Source organism: Mesorhizobium sp. M0626 (assembly GCF_040320665.1).
Classification (GTDB): domain Bacteria; phylum Pseudomonadota; class Alphaproteobacteria; order Rhizobiales; family Rhizobiaceae; genus Mesorhizobium.
The window spans coordinates 58,228-78,753 of record NZ_JAMYQD010000022.1 but is presented as its reverse complement, the minus strand read 5'-3'; the positions used below and the strand labels follow the sequence as shown (position 1 = coordinate 78,753).

18 protein-coding genes are annotated in these 20,526 nt (G+C 65.5%); 12 read left to right on the top strand and 6 right to left on the bottom strand.

Annotation, left to right across the window (positions count from 1 at the left end; all coding sequences use genetic code 11):
- The first annotated feature begins 57 nt into the window (after positions 1-57).
- On the top strand, positions 58-2,154 hold the full coding sequence (locus NKI37_RS26255) for an alpha/beta fold hydrolase (RefSeq protein ID WP_023705137.1): 2,097 nt from the start codon (positions 58-60) through the stop codon (positions 2,152-2,154).
- 9 nt (positions 2,155-2,163) lie between these two features.
- On the opposite strand, the gene NKI37_RS26250 is transcribed toward NKI37_RS26255, so the two are convergent.
- A complete protein-coding gene (locus tag NKI37_RS26250) occupies positions 2,164-2,781 on the bottom strand; it encodes a TetR/AcrR family transcriptional regulator (protein WP_023709407.1) in 618 nt (205 codons plus the stop codon).
- Between the two features lie 442 nt (positions 2,782-3,223).
- On the opposite strand from NKI37_RS26250, the gene NKI37_RS26245 reads away from it, so the two are divergent.
- The 3 genes from NKI37_RS26245 to NKI37_RS26235 are packed head-to-tail and all read left to right on the top strand — an operon-like array spanning position 3,224 to position 6,995.
- Positions 3,224-3,718, top strand: coding sequence for a (2Fe-2S)-binding protein (locus NKI37_RS26245; RefSeq protein ID WP_023672519.1), 495 nt, complete (start codon positions 3,224-3,226; stop codon positions 3,716-3,718).
- Positions 3,715-4,698, top strand: a complete 984-nt coding sequence (locus NKI37_RS26240) for an FAD binding domain-containing protein (RefSeq protein ID WP_023743891.1) — start codon at positions 3,715-3,717, stop codon at positions 4,696-4,698. The genes NKI37_RS26245 and NKI37_RS26240 overlap by 4 nt, the downstream gene beginning before the upstream one ends.
- A complete protein-coding gene (locus tag NKI37_RS26235) occupies positions 4,695-6,995 on the top strand; it encodes a xanthine dehydrogenase family protein molybdopterin-binding subunit (protein ID WP_023743890.1) in 2,301 nt (766 codons plus the stop codon). The genes NKI37_RS26240 and NKI37_RS26235 overlap by 4 nt, the downstream gene beginning before the upstream one ends.
- A 183-nt stretch (positions 6,996-7,178) precedes the next feature.
- Here NKI37_RS26235 and NKI37_RS26230 read toward each other — a convergent pair whose 3' ends face one another.
- Positions 7,179-8,189: a zinc-dependent alcohol dehydrogenase family protein gene (locus NKI37_RS26230; protein WP_023712504.1), complete on the bottom strand. Its 1,011-nt coding sequence runs from the start codon at positions 8,187-8,189 to the stop codon at positions 7,179-7,181.
- Between the two features lie 106 nt (positions 8,190-8,295).
- Here NKI37_RS26230 and NKI37_RS26225 point away from each other — a divergent pair, with 106 nt between their 5' ends.
- Together NKI37_RS26225 and NKI37_RS26220 are read left to right on the top strand one after the other, a co-directional pair.
- Positions 8,296-9,243 carry a LysR family transcriptional regulator gene (locus NKI37_RS26225; RefSeq protein ID WP_023688979.1) on the top strand — a complete coding sequence of 316 codons (948 nt, stop codon included), beginning with the start codon at positions 8,296-8,298 and terminating at the stop codon, positions 9,241-9,243.
- A 95-nt stretch (positions 9,244-9,338) separates the two neighbouring features.
- On the top strand, positions 9,339-9,839 hold the full coding sequence (locus NKI37_RS26220; protein WP_023713519.1) for a hypothetical protein: 501 nt from the start codon (positions 9,339-9,341) through the stop codon (positions 9,837-9,839).
- Positions 9,840-9,979: 140 nt separating this feature from the next.
- Here NKI37_RS26220 and NKI37_RS26215 read toward each other — a convergent pair whose 3' ends face one another.
- The 3 genes from NKI37_RS26215 to NKI37_RS26205 are packed head-to-tail and all read right to left on the bottom strand — an operon-like array spanning position 9,980 to position 12,739.
- On the bottom strand, positions 9,980-10,870 hold the full coding sequence (locus NKI37_RS26215) for a ribokinase (RefSeq protein WP_023695490.1): 891 nt from the start codon (positions 10,868-10,870) through the stop codon (positions 9,980-9,982).
- Positions 10,867-11,742, bottom strand: coding sequence for a MurR/RpiR family transcriptional regulator (locus NKI37_RS26210; RefSeq protein ID WP_023695491.1), 876 nt, complete (start codon positions 11,740-11,742; stop codon positions 10,867-10,869). Before NKI37_RS26210 ends, NKI37_RS26215 begins: the two co-directional genes overlap by 4 nt.
- 13 nt (positions 11,743-11,755) lie before the next feature.
- The gene (locus NKI37_RS26205) at positions 11,756-12,739 is read right to left on the bottom strand and encodes a TIM barrel protein (RefSeq protein WP_352788680.1); all 984 of its coding nucleotides are present in this window, start codon (positions 12,737-12,739) and stop codon (positions 11,756-11,758) included.
- A 238-nt stretch (positions 12,740-12,977) separates the two neighbouring features.
- On the opposite strand from NKI37_RS26205, the gene NKI37_RS26200 reads away from it, so the two are divergent.
- Genes NKI37_RS26200 through NKI37_RS26175 form a run of 6 tightly spaced genes read left to right on the top strand, consistent with a single transcriptional unit; the run spans position 12,978 to position 18,830 of the window.
- The gene (locus NKI37_RS26200) at positions 12,978-13,580 is read left to right on the top strand and encodes a CDP-alcohol phosphatidyltransferase family protein (RefSeq protein ID WP_352788683.1); all 603 of its coding nucleotides are present in this window, start codon (positions 12,978-12,980) and stop codon (positions 13,578-13,580) included.
- A 41-nt stretch (positions 13,581-13,621) separates the two neighbouring features.
- Entirely contained in the window at positions 13,622-15,403 is a 1,782-nt protein-coding gene (locus NKI37_RS26195) for a bifunctional alpha/beta hydrolase/class I SAM-dependent methyltransferase (protein ID WP_502896340.1), read from the top strand.
- 4 nt (positions 15,404-15,407) lie between these two features.
- Positions 15,408-16,763 carry a phosphatase PAP2/dual specificity phosphatase family protein gene (locus NKI37_RS26190; RefSeq protein ID WP_352788685.1) on the top strand — a complete coding sequence of 452 codons (1,356 nt, stop codon included), beginning with the start codon at positions 15,408-15,410 and terminating at the stop codon, positions 16,761-16,763.
- A gap of 10 nt (positions 16,764-16,773) precedes the next feature.
- Entirely contained in the window at positions 16,774-17,208 is a 435-nt protein-coding gene (locus NKI37_RS26185) for a hypothetical protein (protein ID WP_023747842.1), read from the top strand.
- Between the two features lie 3 nt (positions 17,209-17,211).
- Entirely contained in the window at positions 17,212-17,880 is a 669-nt protein-coding gene (locus tag NKI37_RS26180) for a lysophospholipid acyltransferase family protein (RefSeq protein ID WP_023740090.1), read from the top strand.
- A 20-nt stretch (positions 17,881-17,900) separates the two neighbouring features.
- Positions 17,901-18,830, top strand: coding sequence for a phosphatidate cytidylyltransferase (locus NKI37_RS26175; RefSeq protein ID WP_023735450.1), 930 nt, complete (start codon positions 17,901-17,903; stop codon positions 18,828-18,830).
- A gap of 10 nt (positions 18,831-18,840) precedes the next feature.
- Here NKI37_RS26175 and NKI37_RS26170 read toward each other — a convergent pair whose 3' ends face one another.
- Positions 18,841-20,448, bottom strand: a complete 1,608-nt coding sequence (locus NKI37_RS26170) for an FGGY-family carbohydrate kinase (RefSeq protein WP_023735451.1) — start codon at positions 20,446-20,448, stop codon at positions 18,841-18,843.
- Positions 20,449-20,526: the final 78 nt, after the last annotated feature.

Genomic DNA, 20,526 nt, shown 5'->3' with positions numbered 1-20,526 from the left:
GTTGAAATGGACCGAGCTTGAGCGGATCGTCGTCGCGCTGTGACCGTGGCGGATCCGATGACCGGACCTTATCTTCACCTGCTGGGTGGTTTCGACTTTGCCGGCGTCGGGGCCACGGTTCCAGCCATCAGCCGCAAGGCGCGTGCGATGGTCGCCTATCTCGCGCTGCAGTCGGGGCATTCGCAGTCGCGCGAGAAGCTGGCGACCCTGCTCTGGGGCATCAACAGCGAGGCGCAGGCGCGAATGAGCCTGCGGCAAGCGGTATCGTCTGTCAGGAAGGCCATGCAGACGTGCGGCGGCGGCCGCTTCCTCACCGATGGCAACAGCGTCGCTCTGCATCTCGACGGCCTTGATTTCGACGTCGCGCGGTTCGAGGCGCTGGTCGCCAGCCCGGCACCCGAAGACCTCGAACTGGCGCTCAATGTCTACCGCGGCGACCTGCTCGACGGCTTCGGCCTGAAGGAGGAGCCATTCGAGGACTGGCTGAGGATCGAACGCGAGCGGCTGCGGGCATTGGCCGTCGCGGCGCTCGACAGGCTCGTCGCGCATTATGCAGCGACGAACGATCCTGCCGCATGCGTGCGCGCGGCAGCGCGCCTGCTGGCCATGGACCCGTTGAGGGAGGATGTCCACCGGGCCCTGATGCGCGCCTATGCGGCGCAAGGCAGGACCAATCTCGCGCTGAAGCAATATGAGCACTGCCGCACCGCGCTTCTACGCGATCTCAAGCTGCAGCCGGAGCCGGAGACGCGGCAATTGTTTGAGACGCTGCGCACACGCCGCACAATGGCGCCGGCACGGCCACCCACGACCGATGCGGATGACGCTACCGGCTTCAGCCACGAACTCGCAGCCCCCCCGACCCACTATGTCAAATCGGCCGGGATCAACATCGCGTATCAGGTGACCGGCGACGGTCCGGTCGACCTGATCCATGTGCCGGGATGGGTCTCCAACCTCGACCACGCCTGGGGCTCGCCGCGGCTTTCGCATGTGCACCGGCGGCTCGGCACTTTCTCGCGCCTAATCCGCATGGACAAGCGCGGCACCGGGCTCTCGGACCGCAATGTCGGTCTGCCGACCCTGGAAGAGCGGATGGAAGATGTGCGGGCAGTGCTGGATGCGGTTGGCTCGAAGCGCACGGTGCTTTTCGGCAGCTCCGAGGGCGGCCCGATGTGCATGCTGTTCGCGGCGACCTATCCCGAGCGCACAGCGGCACTCGTGCTCAATGGGGCCTACGCCCGCGGCAGGTGGTCACAAGACTATCCGTGGGCGAAGACAAGCGAGCAGGTGGAAGAGGATCTGGCGATCGTCGAGAAAGAATGGGGAGCGGCGGCGGATATGAGCAACGCGGCGCCCAGTCTGATGAGCGACACGTTCGAGACAGAATGGTTCGCCGCCTATCTCAGGAATTCTGCCTCGCCCGCCGACGCGATCGCCCTGTGGCGCTGGGGAGCCGAAATCGATGTTCGCGACATTCTGCCTGCTGTCCATGTTCCGACACTGATCATGCAGACGACTGGCGACGGCTGGGTGAAGCGGGAAGAAGGACGTTACCTGGCGACGCACATCGAGGGCGCCCGATACATTGAGTTCGCCGGCCGCGACCACGTCATCTGGGGCGAGAATTCCGATCGGATCGTCGACGAGATCCAGGCTTTCGTCACCGGCGCCTTGCCGGCGGCCCCAGGCGAACGGCTGCTTGTGTCGGTGCTGTCCCTCGATATGACGGGCTCGCCTTTCGGCATCGACCCGGCCGAGCGGCACGCCGAAGCGCTCCGTGGCGAACTCCTCGCGGCCGAAGGCAGAGAGATCAGGCGATCGGACGGCAAGGTGCTCGCGGTGTTCCAGCGGCCAACGCGGTCGATCCAGTGCGCGATCGCCATCCGCGATCGCTTGCGGCAATCCGGTGTCGAGGTCCGCTCGGCGGTGCATATCGGCGAGTGCGAGCAGCGGGGCCATCAATTTTCAGGCGCGGCGATCGAACTGTCATCGCGTCTGCTTGACCATGCGCGGCCGGGCGAAATCATCGCATCAAGGACGGTGCGCGATCTCGTGGTCGGCTCCGGCCTGCGGTTCGAGAAGCGTGGCGAAATGGCGGCAAGCGGGCTGCCCGGCGCGTTTCCGTTCTATGCGGTCGATGGTTCGGCTTGAGCCGCTAGGTCACCTCTTCCCTGCCCCGAACCGCAGCCCGTCCATCAGCAGCTTGACCAGCCGGCGCGAGCGGTCGCGCCAGTCCTTGGTGTCGGGGGCCGAGTAGATGCCGCCGAGTGCGTGCAGCACATCGGAGGCATCGACGTCGCTGCGGATCGAGCCTTCGGCCACCGCCGCCTCGACCAGTTGCCGCAAGGCCAGCGACACCCGGCCCGACATGTCGGAGAACACGGCGGAATTCGTGTTGAACAGGATGCGCAGGCTGGCCGCCAGGCCGCGCTTGGTGGCGATGTAGTCGACGAAGCGCTGCATCCACTGTTCCAGCGCCATGTCGGCCGAATGGTGGCTGGCGAGGTCATCGGCCGCCGCACAGAGCGCCTCGACTTCACGCCGGTAGACCACTTCGACCAGATGCTCGCGGGTTGGGAAATGCCGGTAGAGCGTGCCGATGCCGACGCCGGCCTGGCGCGCGATCTCCTCCAGCGAGGCATCGACACCGTGCTCGGCAAAGGCCGCTGCCGCAACCTCGACCAGCCGGTCGCGGTTGCGCTGCGCATCGGCGCGCAGCGGCCTTGGCGCTGCGGCTTCGCGCTTCTCGTCGGCAATTGCTTGCGACTGCTCGGTCAATTTTTTCTCCACTGTCGATATATGGGGGCTTGAACCCAAAGGGGTAAGTCCCCAACTAGATAAACGGAGGCGCCTCCGTTTTAGTGGAGCAGTCTTATCATATAATCAGGGGAGCCGGTATGTCACGTGTTGAGATTGTGAAGACTGAAGCATCCCTGCCCGCTGGAGAGTTGGGGCGGCAGAGCTGCCAATCTCCCCACTCGTGGGGGAGATGTCCGGCAGGACAGAGGGAGCGCTGTCCCGCCGACCAACACCCGCTTGGAAAGGTCTATTTCGACGCATGTAAATCGGGAACGTCGCATTCCTTCGCGCCCCCCTCTGCCCTGCCGGACATCTCCCCCACAAGGGGGGAGATTAGGCGCACCGTCGCCTCTTCCCTTGTCCTCTCCCACTCGAGCCCATTTCAATCCCCTAGCGTCAAGCAACTGGAGCCAGACGCCTCATGACCGACCAAACCAAATCCACCACTATCCCAATCCGTCTCACCATCAACGGACACAGTCACGAACTGCAGGTCGAGCCGCGCGTTACGCTGCTTGACGCCTTGCGTGATCGCCTCGACCTGACCGGCACCAAGAAGGGTTGCGACCAGGGCCAGTGCGGCGCCTGCACGGTGCATGTCGAGGGACAGCGCGTGCTGTCCTGCCTGACGCTTGCAGCACAGGTCGAAGGCCGCGAGATCACCACCATCGAAGGATTGGCCGGCGATGACGGCACGCTCAACGCGGTTCAGGCTGCTTTCCTCGACCAGGATGCTTTCCAGTGCGGCTACTGCACGCCGGGACAGATCATGTCGGCGGTCGCCTGCATCCGCGAGGGCCATGCCGGCTCGGATGACGAGATCCGCGAATACATGGCCGGCAATCTGTGCCGCTGCGGCGCCTATCCGCACATCGTTGCCGCCGTGCGCCAGGCGGCACTGGAGGTCGCGTCATGAGGGATTTTTCCTACGTTCGCGCCGATAGCATCGATGCGGCACGACAGGCAGCCGCCCTGCCTGGGGCCATGCTGCTTGCCGGTGGCACGACGCTGGTCGATCTCGCCAAATGCGGCGTGGCCGAACCCGACAGCCTGGTCGACATCACCCATCTCAAAGGGCTCGACGCCATCAAGGTCGACGCTGACAGTGCCATGATCGGCGCGCTGGCCAAGATGAGCCACGTCGCCGACCATGCCGAGATCAAGAGCCGCTTTCCCGCGGTCTCCGAAGCGCTGTGGCAGGCGGCTTCCGCGCAACTGCGCAACATGGCGACCATCGGCGGCAATCTGATGCAGCGCACGCGCTGCCCCTATTTCCGCGATCCCGCGAATTTTTCCGCCTGCAACAAGCGCTCGCCCGGCACCGGCTGCTCGGCGATCGGCGGCGTCACCCGCGGCCATGCCGTGCTCGGCACCAGCGACGCCTGCATCGCCATGTATCCCGGTGACCTCGCCACCGCGCTGGTCGCCTTCGATGCCGTGGTTCATCTTGGCGAACGCCAGGTTGCCGTCGACGACTTCTTTCTCCTGCCCGGCGCCACGCCCGACAGGGAACATGCCATCCAACCGGGCGAGATGATCACCGCCATCAGCATACCGGCTTCCGGCACGGCCCGGCGTTCGACCTATCTCAAGATCCGCGACCGGCAGTCGTATGAGTTCGCGGCTGCAAGTGCCGCAGTCGGCATCGACTTCGAAGCCGATGGCCGCACCATTCGCGACCTGCGCGTCGCGCTGGGCGGCGTCGCGACGAAGCCGTGGCGGGCGCACGCCGTGGAAGCGGCGTTGAAGGGCAAGGTGCTCAGCGAAGACAGGGTGCGGGCAGCCAGCTTGCTCGCCGTGGAAGGGGCCATCGGCCACGGCGCCAACCACTACAAGATCGAACTGGCGCCGCGCGTCGTCGCCCGCGCCATCCTCAAGACGGGAGCCATGGCATGACCATTCACGACCCCAGGACACGGCACGGCGACGCTTCGGACGGCACTGCCGATCAGGTTGGCGGGCGGCTGTCGCGCGTCGACGGCCCGGCCAAGATTACCGGTGCGGCAAAATATGCCGTCGAGCAGCAGCTCGACGGGCTAACCTACGGCGTCCTGGTCGAAAGCACGATCGCATCAGGCAAGGTGCGCTCGATCGACACGTCAGCTGCCGAGGCGGCCTCTGGCGTGCTCAAGGTGCTGACGCCCGATACCATCATGAGCCTGCGGACCGCATCGGACTGGTTCGGCACACCGCCGCCGGACAAACCCTACTGCCCGCTGGCGCGCGACATCACCTTTTCGGGCCAGCATGTCGCCGCGGTCATCGCGGAGACTTTCGAGCAGGCCGTCGCGGCAGCGGCGATGGTCAAGGTCAGCTATGACGAGACGCCGGCCATCGTCGACCTCAGCGACGCCAAGGCCGGCGACGGCATTCCGATCGCCGCCATGACCAAGGAATGGGGCGATGCGCAGGCCGCTTTCGCCGCTGCTCCGGTGCGCGTCTGCGGCGCCTATAACACGCCGCGCGAATACCAGGCGCCGATGGAGCCGCATGGCCTCATCGCGCGCTGGGAGGGCGACCGGCTGACCGTGTGGGAACCGAGCCAGTGGCTCGACGGCATGGCCCGCACCTATGCCGAATGGTTCGGCGTGCCGTTCGAAAATGTACGGCTGGTCTCGCCTTATATCGGTGGCGGCTTCGGCTCCAAGGCATTGGCGCTCGGCCATGGCGCGGTGGCGGCTGCCGCAGCAAAAATGCTGGGACGGCCCGCGAGGGTGGTCATGACGCGGCCGCAGACTTTTACCGGCTATGGCGGCCGCGCCGCGACGCGCCAGACGGTGACGATCGGCGCCGACCGTGACGGAAAGATCCAGTCGATCGTGCATCGCGGCGTCAACGAAACATCCATAGACGGAATGTGGGTCGAGCCTTTGGGCGTGGTCACCTCGATCATGTATGCGACGCCCAACTTCTCCTCGAAGCAGAATGTCGTGCGGGTGAATTCGGTGGTGCCCGGCGCCATGCGCGCGCCGGGCGAAAACCCTAGCGCCTTCGGCATCGAAAGCGCCATTGACGAGCTCGCCTACGAGGTCGGCATCGATCCGCTGGAGATCCGGCTGAGGAATTACGCCGAGCAGGATCCGCACGCAAAAAAGGCTTGGTCGACGCGGCAGTTGCGCGAGGCTTTCGCGGCTGGCGCCGAACGCTTCGGCTGGGCCCAGCGCACGTCCAAACCGCGTTCGATGCGCGACGGCAACCAGCTGATCGGCTGGGGCGTCGCCGCCGGCACCTATCCGGTGCGGCGCGCTTATGGCGAGGCCATCGTGCGTATCCTTGCCAACGGCTCGGTCGAGGTCGAAAGCTCCTCGATCGACATGGGCCAAGGCACGTACACGATCCTGGCGCAGACGGCGGCCGAAACGGTCGGCGTGGCGGCCGACCATGTCGTCGTGAAGCTCGGCGATTCCCGGTATCCCCGCGCCGGCGTGGCCGGCGGGTCGCGGCTGGCCGGCGTGATGACGGGCGCGGTCTACAAGGCGGCGACATCGGCGCTCGATCAGCTTGTCGGACTGGCGATCAGCGATCCGCGCTCGCCCTTCCACGCGCTGCAGGCCAACACGCTGGTCGTCGCCAATGGCCGCATCAGGTCGCCGCGCGGCGATGGTCCCGATGTCTCGATCGCCGACCTGCTGGCCAGCGTCGGCCGCGACCGCATCGAGGCCACAGGCGACACCATGCCGGCGAACTCGACGGCCGAGGATCGCTACAAGAACTACACCACCATCGCGGCGGCGCTGCCGCACACCGAGGGCGACTATTCGCGCCACTCCTGGTGCGCGCATTTCATCGAGGTGCGCGTCGACGAGGATTTCGGCACGGTGCGCGTGTCGCGCGTGGTATCGGCACTGGATTCCGGCCGGCTCTACAACCCCAAGCTGGCCGAAAGCCAGTGGAAGGGCGGCATCATCATGGGCATCGGCCAGGCGCTGCTTGAAGAAGGCATTGTCGACCGCAGGCATGGCCGCATCGTCAACAACAATCTCGGCGACTATCTGGTGCCGACCAATGCCGACATCCCCGATATCGAGGTCATCTCGGTCGGCATTCCCGACCTGCACTCCTCTGTGCTCGGCGGCAAGGGTGTCGGCGAACTGGCCATCGTCGGCGTAGCGCCGGCGATCGCCAACGCGGTGTTCCACGCAACTGGAAAAAGGATACGCGACCTCCCGATCACGCTGGAGAAGTTGATCTAGGAAGCGGCGTGCGTAATCTCCCCCCTCGAGGGGGAGATGTCGCCGAAGGCGACAGAGGGGGTCCCCTCTCGTAGATCGCCAACCTCCTTCCGCCGCAGTAGGTCGAGCCCGGTCGGACCACCCCCTCGGCCCTGCCGGGCATCTCCCCCTCAAGGGGGGAGATTGGCAGCTCGCGCGCCTCGGCTACCAGTCGAGCTTGAACGCAAGTTTGCCGAAATGCTGCCCGCCTGCCGACATGTGCGCGTAGGCTTCGGCCGCCTGCTCCTGGCTGAACACCTTGTCGACGACCGGGTCGATGCGGGCGGCGGCGATGGCGCGGACGGCGGCGCGAAGGTCAGATACCGACCCGGTGTTGTTGCCGACCACCTTCAGCGCCTTGATGATGATCGGCAGCAGGTCGACCGTGGCCTCGGCGCCGGTGACGAAACCGATGGTGAACAGCGTGCCGCCAGGCGCGGTGGCGTTGACGGCGCGGGCGAAGGTGGCGGTGCCGGCGGTCTCGACGACGAGGTCGGCGCCGAGGCCGCCGGTCAGTTCCAGCACCTTGCCGTCCCAGTCGGGCGTTGCGCGGTAGTTGATGAGATGATCGGCGCCGAGTGCCTTCGCCCGCTCCAGCTTCTCGTCCGACGAAGAAGTGATGATGACGGTTGCGCCGGCGGCTTTCGCCAGCTGAAGGGTGAAGATGGAGACGCCGCCGGTGCCGAGCAGCACGACGACCGAGCCCGGCCCGACATCGGCGGCGCGGACGGCGTTCCAGGCGGTGGTCGCGGCGATCGGCAGGGTCGACGCCGCCTCGAAAGAGAGACGGGCCGGTACCGGCACGAGCGAGTTGGCCGGCAGCGCGACATATTCGGCGAGCGACCCCGGCAGCGAAATTCCGCGCATCTGCGTCATCTCGTTAGGCCGGGGCGGACCGCCGATCCAGCGCGGCTTGGCATGGGCAACGACGCGATCGCCGACGGCGAAATCCGTAACGCCCTCCCCCAGCGCGACGATCTCGCCGGCGCCGTCGGCGACGGGAATGAGCGGAAAGCCGGGCACGCGATAATTGCCGCTGGCCACCGCCACATCGACGAAATTCAGGCTCGCGGCGCGCTGGCGGATCAGCACTTCGCCGCGCTGCGGTTCAGGCGTGGCAATGGTGGTGGCGCGAAAGGCGTCCAGCTTGGCGGCGGTCAGTTCGATGGCTTTCATGGCTCACGCATTCCTGTTTAAGGGGTCAATCGTCAGGATTGAGTGAAGCTATCTGCTGCGCTACAAGCAGATAATCTGGAATTTTTACATTTGAATCCTGTGCTTTATGCAGCAATCACACGACCCCGCCAGCCTTGCCGAAATGGCCGCCTTTGCGGCCATCACGGAAGCGCGCTCCTTCACCAAGGCAGCGTTGCGCGTCGGGCGCGACTCGACGGTTCTGTCACGCCGCCTGCAATCGCTGGAGGAGCGGCTCGGCGTGCGGCTGCTGCACCGGACCACCCGAAGCGTGTCGTTGACGGAGGCCGGAGCGGAGTTCCTGGTGCGTGTCCGCGCCATCCTGGCCTCGGTAGACGAAGCTGAGGCTGCTGCTTCCGCGCATGCCAGCGGGGCTCCGCGGGGCTTGCTGCGGCTGGCGATGCCGGGAACCTTTGGCCGTATGTGGATCGGGCCGCTGCTGCCGCAATTTCTAGCGACGTTCCCGGATGTCCGCATCGAGGCCGAGTTCTCCAACCGGTTCGTCGATCTCGTTGCAGAGAACTTCGATGTCGCCGTCCGTCTCGGCGCGCTGGAGGACTCGCGCCTGGTGGCGCGCAAGATCGCGACACGGCGGCGGTTGCTGTGCGCTGCTCCCTCCTACCTCGCCCGCCGGGGCACGCCGGAAGCGCCGGAAGCGCTCACAGAACACGCCTGCCTCGGCTTCTCCGGCTTCCAGACCTTTCCAACCTGGGAGATGACCGACAGTTCGGGACGCCGCGTCAACGTCGACGTCTCGGGGCCGATGGTGTGCGACGATGCCGAGGTGCTGGTCGAAGCCGCGGTGCAAGGCCTCGGCCTGATGATGAGCACCGACTGGCTTGTCGGACGCGAACTCGCCGACGGACGGCTGGTGCCGGTGCTGGCGGACTGGACGCTGGCCGACGAAGGCGCGGTCTATGTCGTCATGCCCTCGGCCAAGGGACAAGCCGCCAAGACACGCGCCTTCGCCGAGTGGATCGGCAAGCGCTTCGCGCCGGAGCCGCCCTGGACGTCGAGGCCGGTCTCAAAGGCTTGATCAATGGGGCGCGCCGGGGGCTAAGACGGCATATGCCGCTGTCACCAGGCCTTTTGTCCTGTATGATCTCGTTGAATGTAGCTTGGGAGGGGATCATGCAAAGTGCATTGGCGAAGTTCATGATGGCAGGTTCCGTTCTGGCCGCGCTGCAAGCCGCGCAGCCGGCTTTTGCCGCATCCTGCAACTGGAGCGCCAAGATGGAAGAAGACGAAGGCGGCAGCGTGCTGACGGCTTCGGTGTGCGGCGGACCGAAGGCCGATGCGCATCTGATGCTCGTCTGTTTCGACAAGCCGGTGCTGAGCTACGATCTGGGTGCGGCCGGCCAGCAGCTGGAACCCGGCATCAGCGCTTCCTTCACCTTCAAGGGCGGTGACAAGAGCGTGACCAAAAAGCTCGACCTCGAGGCCATGTATAATTACTTCACGGCTGAGCTGAGCAAAGACGATCCACTGCTCGGCCTGTTGCGCGGCAAGGGCGACGTCACGGTTACGGCCGACAAATATGGCGAGAACAGCTTTCCGCTGACGGGCTCGAGCGCTGCGATCGGTAAGGTGCTGGCGCAGTGCGGCAAAAGTTCGGCCGGCGAAGCGGACTGAAGCTCCCTACTTTCGACCACGCAGCTTGGTCCCGCGCCTCCATCAGGGCAAAGCCAAGCAGGTTCTCGCCGCGCCCGGTTTGCCGTTTCGCTCATCGACGGGGGCACGGGTTTGGAGGCGGCAATATGCGGCCTGAGTTTTCAACGCGAGCTGCGCTTTCCCTCCGGTGTCGCCACCAGCGAGGCGGCGGCGGCATTGGCCGTGGCGATCGCCGCTTCCATCGGATGGCCACGGGCGAGGCCTGCCGCGAAGGCGCCGACGAATTCGTCGCCGGCGCCATGGGTGCTGACGACCTTGACCGGGACGGCCGCCAGTGCGAAGGCCGCGCCGGTCCGGTCGCAATAGGCGACACCTTCGCCGCCGGCGGTGACGATCGCCGAGGGGTAGGCATCGATCAGCCGCCGCGCGGCTTCGGTTGCGCCGGCGAGCGTATCGACGACCGGAACGCCGGCCAAAAATTCCGCTTCGATGGCGTTGACGATGACGATGTCTATCAGCGCGGTCAATTCGGCCGACAGTGTTCGCGCCGGTGCGGCGTTGAGCACGACGCGGCCTCCGGATGCCCTCACCGCGCGCGCGGCAGCGATGTTGGCGGCATCGGGCACTTCGTTCTGCAGCAACAGCACTGCCGTCTGTACCACCACCTCGCCCGCAGCCGCGATGTCATCACTGCCCAGGGTGAGATTGCTGCCGGAGACGATCACCGCACCATAGTCGCCATCGCTGTCGAAGATCGCCACGCTGATGCCGGAGCCTGCGCCTGCCGCCACGCGCACGAAGCGGCGATCAACGCCGGCGCGATCGAGATTGGCCAGCAGCGCCGTGCCGAAATCGTCGTCGCCGACGGCGCCGATCATCGCCGCACGCACGCCGGCGCGTGCCGCCGAGACCGCCTGGTTGCCGCCCTTGCCGCCGCATTTCGGCTGCCAGGCATGGCCGGTCACAGTCTCGCCCTTGCGCGGACGGTCGGGCGCGTCGACCATGATGTCGTAGTGCAGGCTGCCGAAGACGGTGACCAGCGGAACCGTCATGTGCCCCGGTCTTTTCGTTTCGAGGTGACCGCCGACATGGTGCGGCCGAGATTGCGCTCCGCCGCCTGGTAGTCGCGCTGCGCCACCGCCACGAACAAAGCGTCGAGGATGTTGAGTTGCGCGATGCGCGCCGCTGCGTTTTCGCCCATCAGCGGCGAGCCTTGCGCGGTCGAGCACAGCACGATGTCGGCAATCCGGGCCAGCGGCGAGTTGTCGTAGTTGGTGATGGCCAGCGTGCGGGCGCCGCTCTTGCGGGCAAGATGGATGGCGTCGATGACGGCCGACGTGTTGCCGGAATGCGAAAAGCCGACGGCGATGTCGTCGGCGCCGAGCAGCGAGGCCGACATCAGCATCATGTGCGAGTCGTCATAGACAGACGCGCGGATGCCGATGCGCAGGAATTTGTGCGAGACGTCGCGGGCGATCTGGGCGGAGCCGCCGACACCATAGAAATCGCGGTTCCTGGCGCGGTAGAGCAGATCGGCGGCACGGTCGAAATCGTCCATGTCGAGGATCGCGAGCGTCTCCTCCAGCGCCTGGATCGAGGTGCGGAACACTTTCTGCACGATCTCGGCCAAGCTGTCGTCGACCGACAGTTCCTGGTGCATCTCGGCGGTCGGGAGGCGGCTGTATTCATAGACGGCGGTGCGGAAGTCGCGGTAGCCGGAGAAGCCGAGTTTCTTGGCGATCTTGACCACCATCGCCTCCGACACGCCGGCCTCCTCGGCGATCTGCTTGAGCGGAATGGTCTCGTCGAAACCGCGCCGGCCGAAGACGGTTTCCACCACCTTGGCCTCAAGCGGGGTGAGATGCGGCATCATCATGCGGATGCGCGGCCCCACGGCTTTCAGATCGAGATTGCTCAACGTCATCCACGTCCCCTCGTCACGACCCGAGCATGGCTTCCTGGACGATAGCCTGCGACGTCACGGCGTCCTGGCTGTCCATGGCGGCGGACAGGCGGTTATCCTTCTCCAGCCGGTCGACAACGCGCAGCAGGCGCTTGACGGTGGCGATGTTGACTTCGCATTCGCGCACCGGATCGAGCCCGGTCATGTCGGGGAAAGTGTCGAAGTAGATGGCGCCGGCGTAGCCGTCGCGACGGATCTGGCACAGCAGTTCGATGGTCTGCAGCGTGTGCACCGCGCCGACCATCAGGCCGTCGTCGCGCTTGGCATAGCCATCGTTGAGATGGACGCCGAGCAGCTTGCTGTGGCGAGCGATCAGCGCCGCGGCGAAGGCCGGCTGTTCGTCGGCATAGAGCACATGGGCGAAATCGAGCGTGACGCCGAGATTGGGTAGGCCGACCTCGCGGATCGCCAGCAAGGTGGTCGCCGCATCCGGCATCAGCGAGTAGGAGCGCGGTTCGTTAGGCTTGTACTCCAGGCTGATCTGGCAGCCGGGATCATGCGCGGCAACTTCACGAATCCCCTCGATTTCGTGCTGCCAGAGCGTCGCATAGTCAGTTTGAAATGCATAGTCGAAGCCATCCTGGCCCAGCCACAGCGTCATCAGACTGGCGCCGGCCGCGCGCACCGCATCGATACCGGCCTTGGTCAAGTCGATGGCTTCGCGGCGCACCGCCGGGTCCGGATTGGTGAAGGCGCCGAGCTTGAAGGCCGGATTGGAGTAGTAACGCATGGCAAAGCCATTGATGGAAAGCCCGAAATCGCCGAGCTTTCGGGCGATTTCAGCCGGCTTTTCACTGACATGATCGGGGAAATTAAGATCAAGATCGGTCAACCCGTCGACCTTGGCCGCGCGAGTGGCCATCTGCAGCATGGACGGCTTGCCGGTGAGATCAGGCCATTCGGCTTGCGGCCGCGAGGCGAAGGAATTCAGGCGGGTGGCGAAGCGACTGTTTGTCATGATCGACCTTTCAGTGATTTACTTCACATAAATACGAGTATTTGTAAAGTTATCATTTGCGAGGCGGTTTGTAGCGCGCAACATCCTGCTTGGCCGAGATCTTCGGCTGCGCCTCTGCATCCATGCCGGGAGGTTCGAGTCCCGCAACGGTGCGGATGCTGGTGCGAGCCCTTGCGCCCTGCCTGCCGATTGACCAATCTGGCCGACACTGTCATGAGCCGCGGTTGGGGGATCGCACATGCCAACGCTTTATCAACTGAAACCGGCCTTTCAGGCCAGGCTGCGGCCGCTGGCCGACCGGCTGGCCGATGCCGGCGTCACCGCCAACCAGATCACGCTTCTCGCCGCAGCACTGTCCATTGCCACAGGCCTGGTGGTCGCAGCCTTTGCCTTCCATCCCCTGGTGTTCCTGTTGATGCCGGTGGTGCTGTTCGTGCGCATGGCGCTCAACGCCGTTGACGGGATGCTGGCCAGGGAACATGGGCAGGCGTCGAAACTCGGCATGTATCTCAACGAACTCTGCGACGTCGTCTCCGACCTGGCGCTGATCCTGGCCTTTGCCACGCTATTCCCGGCCTGGGGCGTTGTGGCTTTCGGTATCGCCGCCATGCTTGTCGAATTCGCCGGCGTGCTTGGCGTGCCCGCCAGCAGCGGGCGCAATTATGCCGGGCCGTTCGGCAAGAGCGACCGGGCCCTGGCGCTCGGCGTCATCGCCTTCCTCATCGCCTGCGGCCTGTGGTTCCAAGCGATTGTGCCCTTTGTGTTTCCGGTCATGGCTACACTGTCAGTCGTAACCGCCATCAACCGGATACGCGGCGGCCTTAGAGCGGGCGGCGCATGATGCCAAAGCGTCAGGCGCCCGACCGCCAGAGGGAAACCATGATCCACCAGACCATTGCAGCCGGAGCACCGGCAAGCCTCGAGCGCATCGCGCAGGAGCGCACGTTCAAGAGCCATGACGGCACCGAGATCTTCTACCGCTACTGGCCGGCCGCCGGGTCGGCGCCAAAGGGTGCGATCCTGCTGTTCCATCGCGGCCACGAGCATGGCGGCCGCATGGCGCATCTGGTCGACGAACTCGCCATGCCCGAACATGCCTTCTACGCCTGGGACGCGCGCGGCAATGGCCGCTCGGCCGGCGAGCGCGGCTATGCGCCATCCTTTGCCGCCCTGGTTCGTGACATCGACTGCCTGGTGCGTGAGATCGGCCGGGATGGTTTTGGCCAGCGCGACATCGCGCTGATCGCGCAGTCCTTCGGCGCCGTGCTGGCCGCTGCCTGGATGCATGACTATGCGCCCGACATCCGCGCGCTGGTGGTGGCTTCACCGGCCTTTTCGGTCAAGCTCTACGTGCCCTTCGCCAAGGAGGGCATTGCGCTGTGGCAGAAGCTCAAGGGCCGCTTCTTCGTCAATTCCTACGTCAAGGCGAAGTTTCTGACGCATGATGCCGAGCGCATCGCTTCCTTCGACGCCGATCCGCTGATCACGCGACCGATCGCCTCCAACATCCTGGTCGAGCTTTACGACCACGCTGCCCGCATCGTCTCGGACGCGCGCGCCATCACCGTGCCGACGCAGCTCTTGATCTCCGGCAGCGATTGGGTGGTGCGGCATGGACCGCAGCACGAATTCTTCGTCAATCTCGGCAGCAGCGCCAAGGAGCGGCATGTGCTGCCCGGCTTCTTCCACGACACGCTGGGCGAGCGCGATCGCAAGCAGGCGCTGGACTTGATCCGGCCGTTCCTCGAAAAGCAATTTGCCACGCCGGAGAAAACCATCGACTTGCTTCAGGCCGACCGCGCCGGCTACACCCGCGACGAGGCCGAGAGGCTCGCCTCGCCGCTGACGCTGTTGTCGCCCAAGGGAATTTTCTGGGCGATGAGTCGCGCCTCGATCCGCATGGGCGCTTGGCTGTCTTCGGGCATGAAGATTGGCATCGCCACCGGCTTCGATTCCGGCTCGACGCTCGACTATGTCTACGAGAACGACGCGCGCGGCACCGGCTTCATCGGCCGCATGATCGACCGCACCTTCCTCGACGCGATCGGCTGGCGCGGCATCCGCCAGCGCAAGCTGCATCTGGAAGAGCTGATCGGCAACGCCGCCGCCAGCCTGAAGGCAGCCGGCCGTCCCGTCCACATGCTCGACATCGCCGCCGGTCACGGCCGCTATGTGCTCGATGCCGTCACCAAATGCACTGAACCGCCAGCAAGCGTGCGGCTGCAGGATTATTCCGAGCTCAATGTCGGGTTGGGTTCGAAGCTGATCGCCGAGCGGCAGCTGCCGACCAGCGTCACCTTCCATCAGGCCGACGCCTTCGATGCCGACATGCTGGCCGGGCAAAAGCCGGCGCCGGACCTCGCCATCGTCTCCGGGCTTTACGAATTGTTCGCCGACAACACGATGATTTCCCGCTCGCTCGGCGGGCTGGCCAGCGCCATGCAACCCGGCAGCCTGCTCGTCTACACCAACCAGCCATGGCATCCGCAGCTGGAGATGATCGCGCGCAGCCTGACCTCGCATCGCGGCGGACAGGCCTGGGTGATGCGGCGGCGCACGCAAGGCGAGATGGACCAGTTGGTGATGGCTGCCGGTTTCGCAAAGATCGACCAGCGCATCGACCAATGGGGCATCTTCACCGTCTCGGTCGCACGGCGCGTCTGAGACCATGGCCCTGCCTGTCGCTGACCCTGCCCCGGCGCGGGAACCCTATTTGGGCATCGTGCTGAGGGCAGCCCTTTGGCTGGCGCTGCTGGCGCCATTCTTCTATTCGACCTATGGCTTTGCCAACTGGCTGGCGTCGCGGCGCGACCATGTCGGCAGCATCGTGTTTGCCTGGGAATACGCCATCCCGTTCGTCGCCTGGACGATCGTGCCCTATTGGTCGATCAATCTGTTCTACGGCCTATCGCTGCTGCTCAACACGACCAGGCGCGGCGTCGACCGGCTCGCCGGCCGCTATCTCTCGGCGCAGATCATTGCCGTCGCCTGCTTCATCGCGTTCCCGCTGACGGCGACCTTCGTGCGGCCGGAAACCACCGGCCTGCCGGGTTTCCTGTTTGCGGTGCTCGGTGGTTTCGACAAGCCGTTCAACCAAGCGCCATCCCTGCACATCGCACTCCTGGTGATCATCTGGGACCATTGGCGTCACGTTCTGGCACGTCACCGTCTCGGCGGCATTCTCCGCCCGGTCTGGCACGTCTGGTGTTTTCTCATCGGCGCCTCGGTGCTGACGACCTGGCAGCATCATTTCATCGACATTCCGACCGGCGCCCTGCTCGGCCTGTTTGCGCTGTGGCTGTTTCCGTCCAAGGGCGAGCTGCCATTCTGGGGTTTTCGGTTGACCGCCGACCCAAGGGCGCGGCGGCTGGCGGGTTATTACGGGCTGGGGGCGGCCCTTGCCCTGGCCGGCGCTGCCGAGGGCGCGTTGGTCTCCGCCGATTTTATCATCCTGTTGTGGCCGGCATTGGCGCTGGCCATCGTCGCCTTCGCCTATGCTGGGGCCGGGGCCAAAGTGTTCCAGAAGGCGGCCGACGGCAGCGTCTCACTGGCCAGCCGCATCCTGCTCCTGCCCTACCGGCTCGGCGCCCGGATCAATGTGTGGGTATGGACCCGCCGATTGGCGCCGCAAGCGGAGATCACCGATGGCGTTTTCTTCGGCCGGTTTCCGAGCGCAGACGAGGCCAACCGCTTCGGCACCGTGATCGATCTTGCCGGCGAGCTGAAACGGCCGCGCGGCACGACCTGCCGCTGGATCAGCTATGCCATGCTTGACCTCGTGGAGCCGCCGCATGACCGGCTGGAGCGAGCGGTGGCGGCGATCGAGCTGGCGCGCCGGCGCGGCACCGTCCTGGTCTGCTGCGCGCTCGGCTTCCAGCGCAGTGCAGCCGTCGTCGCCGACTGGCTGGTTGTGACCGGACGCTCGCACACTGCCGCGCAGGCGCGCAGGAAACTCGCCGCATTGGGCCGGCCCGTGCATCTTCAGATCGGGCTGGAAGAACCGGGGCTGGAAGAACCGACATGAGTTGGCCGGCATGAGTGGCGAGAATTTTCCCGAGAACGCCGAAATATTCGCCGCCGGACTGATGGTGCAGGCGGTGTGGCCGATCCTGCTGGTGGTCGCGGCTGTGATGGCAGCGCCGGTCATCGGCCTGGTGGCCGGACCGCAGACGACAGCGCTGTCCGCGGCGGCCTGGCTGGTCGCGGCGGCGAGCGCCGTGGCCACGCTGACTCTTTCGGCCTTGCTTTTGTTCGATGCGCTGCTGTTCCGGCTGATGGCAAGCCACGCCAGCGAGGCCGCCGGGGGTGCCGTGGTCGACGATGTGCTGGCGCGCATGCGCCTGAAATCCACCACTGCCGGCGGCCGCTCGCTCGACCATCGCATGGCAGGCACGCGCCGCCTGCTGACAAGGCAGCGCATGGCGCTCGCCATGTTTGCTGCGGCATCCCTTTTCGCAGCATTTGTTTGAGCCATGACAAAACTTCACCTGCGCGCCAACACCTTCACCTTGCTGCAGACGGTGACGTCGGTCGGCCTGTCGGCGGCGGCCTGGGTGGTAACCGGCGTCAGACCAATCTGGAACGGCAGCCAGCCGTCGGAGCGGCAGCGCATCTACTTCGCCAACCATGCCAGCCATGGTGATTTCATCCTGCTGTCGGCTTGTCTGAGCGAGAAGGTGCGCGCCCGCACCCATGCGATCGCGGCGGCCGAATATTGGGGCAAGTCGCGGCTGCGCCGCTTCATCGCGCAGGACATGCTGTCGTCCGTGCTCATCCACCGGCAGTGGACCGACGAAACGCAACACCCGATCTCGATCATGCTGTCGGTGCTCGACGACGGCCACTCGCTGATCCTGTTTCCCGAAGGCACTCGCAACACGACGGAGGCGGATCTGCTGCCGTTCCGCTCCGGCCTCTACAATCTGTCGATCGCGCGGCCCGATGTCGAACTCATCCCGTGCTGGATCGAGAACATGTCGCGCGTGCTGCCCAAGGGCCAGTTCCTGCCGGTGCCGCTTCTGTGCCGCGTCGTCTTTGGTCCGCCGGTGGCGATCGCGCCCGGCGAAGAACGCCGCACCTTCCTCGAGCGCGCGCGCCAGACGCTGCTGTCGCTCAACCCGCGTCCGGATCGAGACGACTGATGCCACTCACGCTTCCACCGATGCATGAAACCGTCATCCTGCTGGTCGGCCTTGTCTGCGTGCTGACCACGGCGAGCGTCATTGCCGGCATCCTGTCGTGGCGGGCGCCGAAGCCGTTGCCCTCGACGCTCGTCAACTTGAACCAGCGCATCAACGCCTGGTGGGTGATGGTGCTGGCGATCACCGTCGCCTTCTTCTTCGGCCGCACCGGCATGACCATCCTGTTTGCGCTGATCTCGTTTGCCGCGCTGCGCGAGTTCGTGACGCTGACGCACAGCCGGCGCAGCGACCACTGGGTGCTGCTCGGCATGTTCGGCATCATCATTCCCTTCCAGTACTGGCTGGTGTGGACCGCCTGGTACGGGCTCTTCACCATTTTCATCCCCGTCTACTGCTTCCTCTTGATGCCGGCGGTCACCGCGCTCAACGGCGACACCGAGCGCTTCCTCGAGCGCGTGTCCGCGCAGCAATGGGCGGTCATGATCTCGGTCTACTGCGTCAGCCATGTGCCGGCGCTGCTGACCCTCAACGTGCCCGGTTTCGAGGGCCGCAACCTCCTGCTGATCGCCTTCCTGATCATCACCGTGCAAGGCAGCGATGTGCTGCAATACATCTTCGGCAAGCTGTTCGGCCGGCACCTTCTGTCGCCTTCCGTCTCGCCGTCAAAGACCTGGGAGGGGCTGGTCGGCGGGCTGGTGGCATCGAGCCTGCTCGGTGCGCTCTTGTCGTTCCTGACGCCGTTCTCGCCGCTGGCGGCGGCAGGCGTCGCCTTCATTGCCTGCCTGATGGGGTTCCTCGGCGGGCTGGTGGCGTCGGCGATCAAGCGCGACCAGGGGGTCAAGGACTGGGGCCACCTCATCGAAGGCCATGGCGGCATGATGGACCGCGCCGACAGCTTGGTCTTCGCCGCGCCGGTGTTCTTCCACATCGTCCGCTATTTCTGGACGTGAGCGAAGCCGCTCAATCGCGGATCGCGCGGCCCGCCTGCTGCAACAGTTCGAAGGCGGCGAAGCGCTTGTCGTGCCAAGGCACCAGATCGCCGCCGGCCGGGCGATAGATGTCGCCGATGCGCGACATGCCGGTCATCGCCGCGATCACATCGGGATATTTTTGCGCCGCCACCGCCGCCAATATGGACGAGCCGAGCAGCACCGGTTCGGGCGAGGTCGAACCGGCGACGGTCAGGCCTGTGGTGTCGGCCAAAAGCTGACGTACCAGCGCGCTTTGCGCGGCACCGCCGCTGACGACGATGGTGTCGATGGCAATGCCTTTGTTGGCCATCGCCGCAAGGATCTGGCGCACGCCGTAGCCGATGCCCAGCAGGCCGGCGACATAGAGCGCGACCAGACTGTCGAGGGACGTGTCCATGCCAAGCCCGGCGATCAAGGCCTTGGACTCGGGATCGGCGAAGGGCGAGCGGTTGCCGAGGAATTCCGGCACGACATGCAGTCCATCGGCCAGGTGCGCTACGGCGGACAGGTCGGCGGACTGCTTCGCCGCCTGCTGACCAAGCCAAGCGGTCAGGCCGAGACCTTCCGCCTTGGCTTTTGCGGATGCCTCAGCCGTGGCCGGATGGAAAGCGACGAGGTGGTCGATTGCAGCACCCGCCGCCGATTGCCCGCCTTCATTGAGCCAAAGCCCCGGCACCATCGAGGAAAAATACGGGCCCCAGACGCCGGGCACGAAGGCCGGCTCGCTGGTGCTGGCCATGGTGCAGGCCGAAGTGCCGAACACATAGGCCATGCGCGACTGCAAGGTGCCGACCGAGCCCTGCCCGCCAACCGTGCCGACGCCGCCGGCATGGGCATCGATCAGGCCGGCCGCAACCGGCGTTCCCGGCAGCAGGCCGAGATCGGCCGCGGCGGCCTCAGTCAGGCCTTGGGCAAGTGCCGTGCCGCCTTCGACGATTTCGGTGCCGATGCGGGCAAAGCCTTCATCGGCGAGCGCGCCGAGGCCGATGGCACGGAAATAGGCATCGTCCCAGCGCCGCTCATGACCGAGATAGGTCCATTTGCAGGTCAGCGTGCAGATCGAGCGCGCCAGGCTGCCGGTTGAGCGCCAGGTCAGATAGTCCGTCAGGTCGAAGAAATGCTCGGCCGCATCGAAGGTGGCGGGCAGGTTCTCGCGCAGCCACAGCAGCTTCGGCGTTTCCATTTCCGGCGAGATGGTGCCGCCGACATAGTCGAGCACGGCGTGCTTGCCGGCATTGATGCGCTGCGCCTGGTCGAGCGCGCGGTGATCCATCCAGACGATGATGTTGCGCTGACTGTCGCCGGAACTGCCGACCTGCAACGGCGCGCCGTCCTTGCCGACCACGACCAGCGAACAGGTGGCGTCGAAGCCGATGCCAGCAATGTCGCGCCCAGCGAGCCCCGACTTGGTCACCGCCTCGCGCACGCTGGCGCAAACCGCACGCCAGATGTCCTCGCTCGACTGTTCGGCGATTTCGCCGGGCTCGATGAACAGAGCGATGTCGCGCTTCGCCGAGGCAAGCATGGTGCCCTTGCTGTCGAATACCCCCGCCCTGGCACTGCCAGTGCCGACATCGATGCCGAGGAAGTGGGACATGGGAACCTCAGAAGTTAGGCAGTAGGCGAGATGGTCAGCAGTGAACGGCCAGTTGCAAGAGCCTCTCCCCATTCCCTA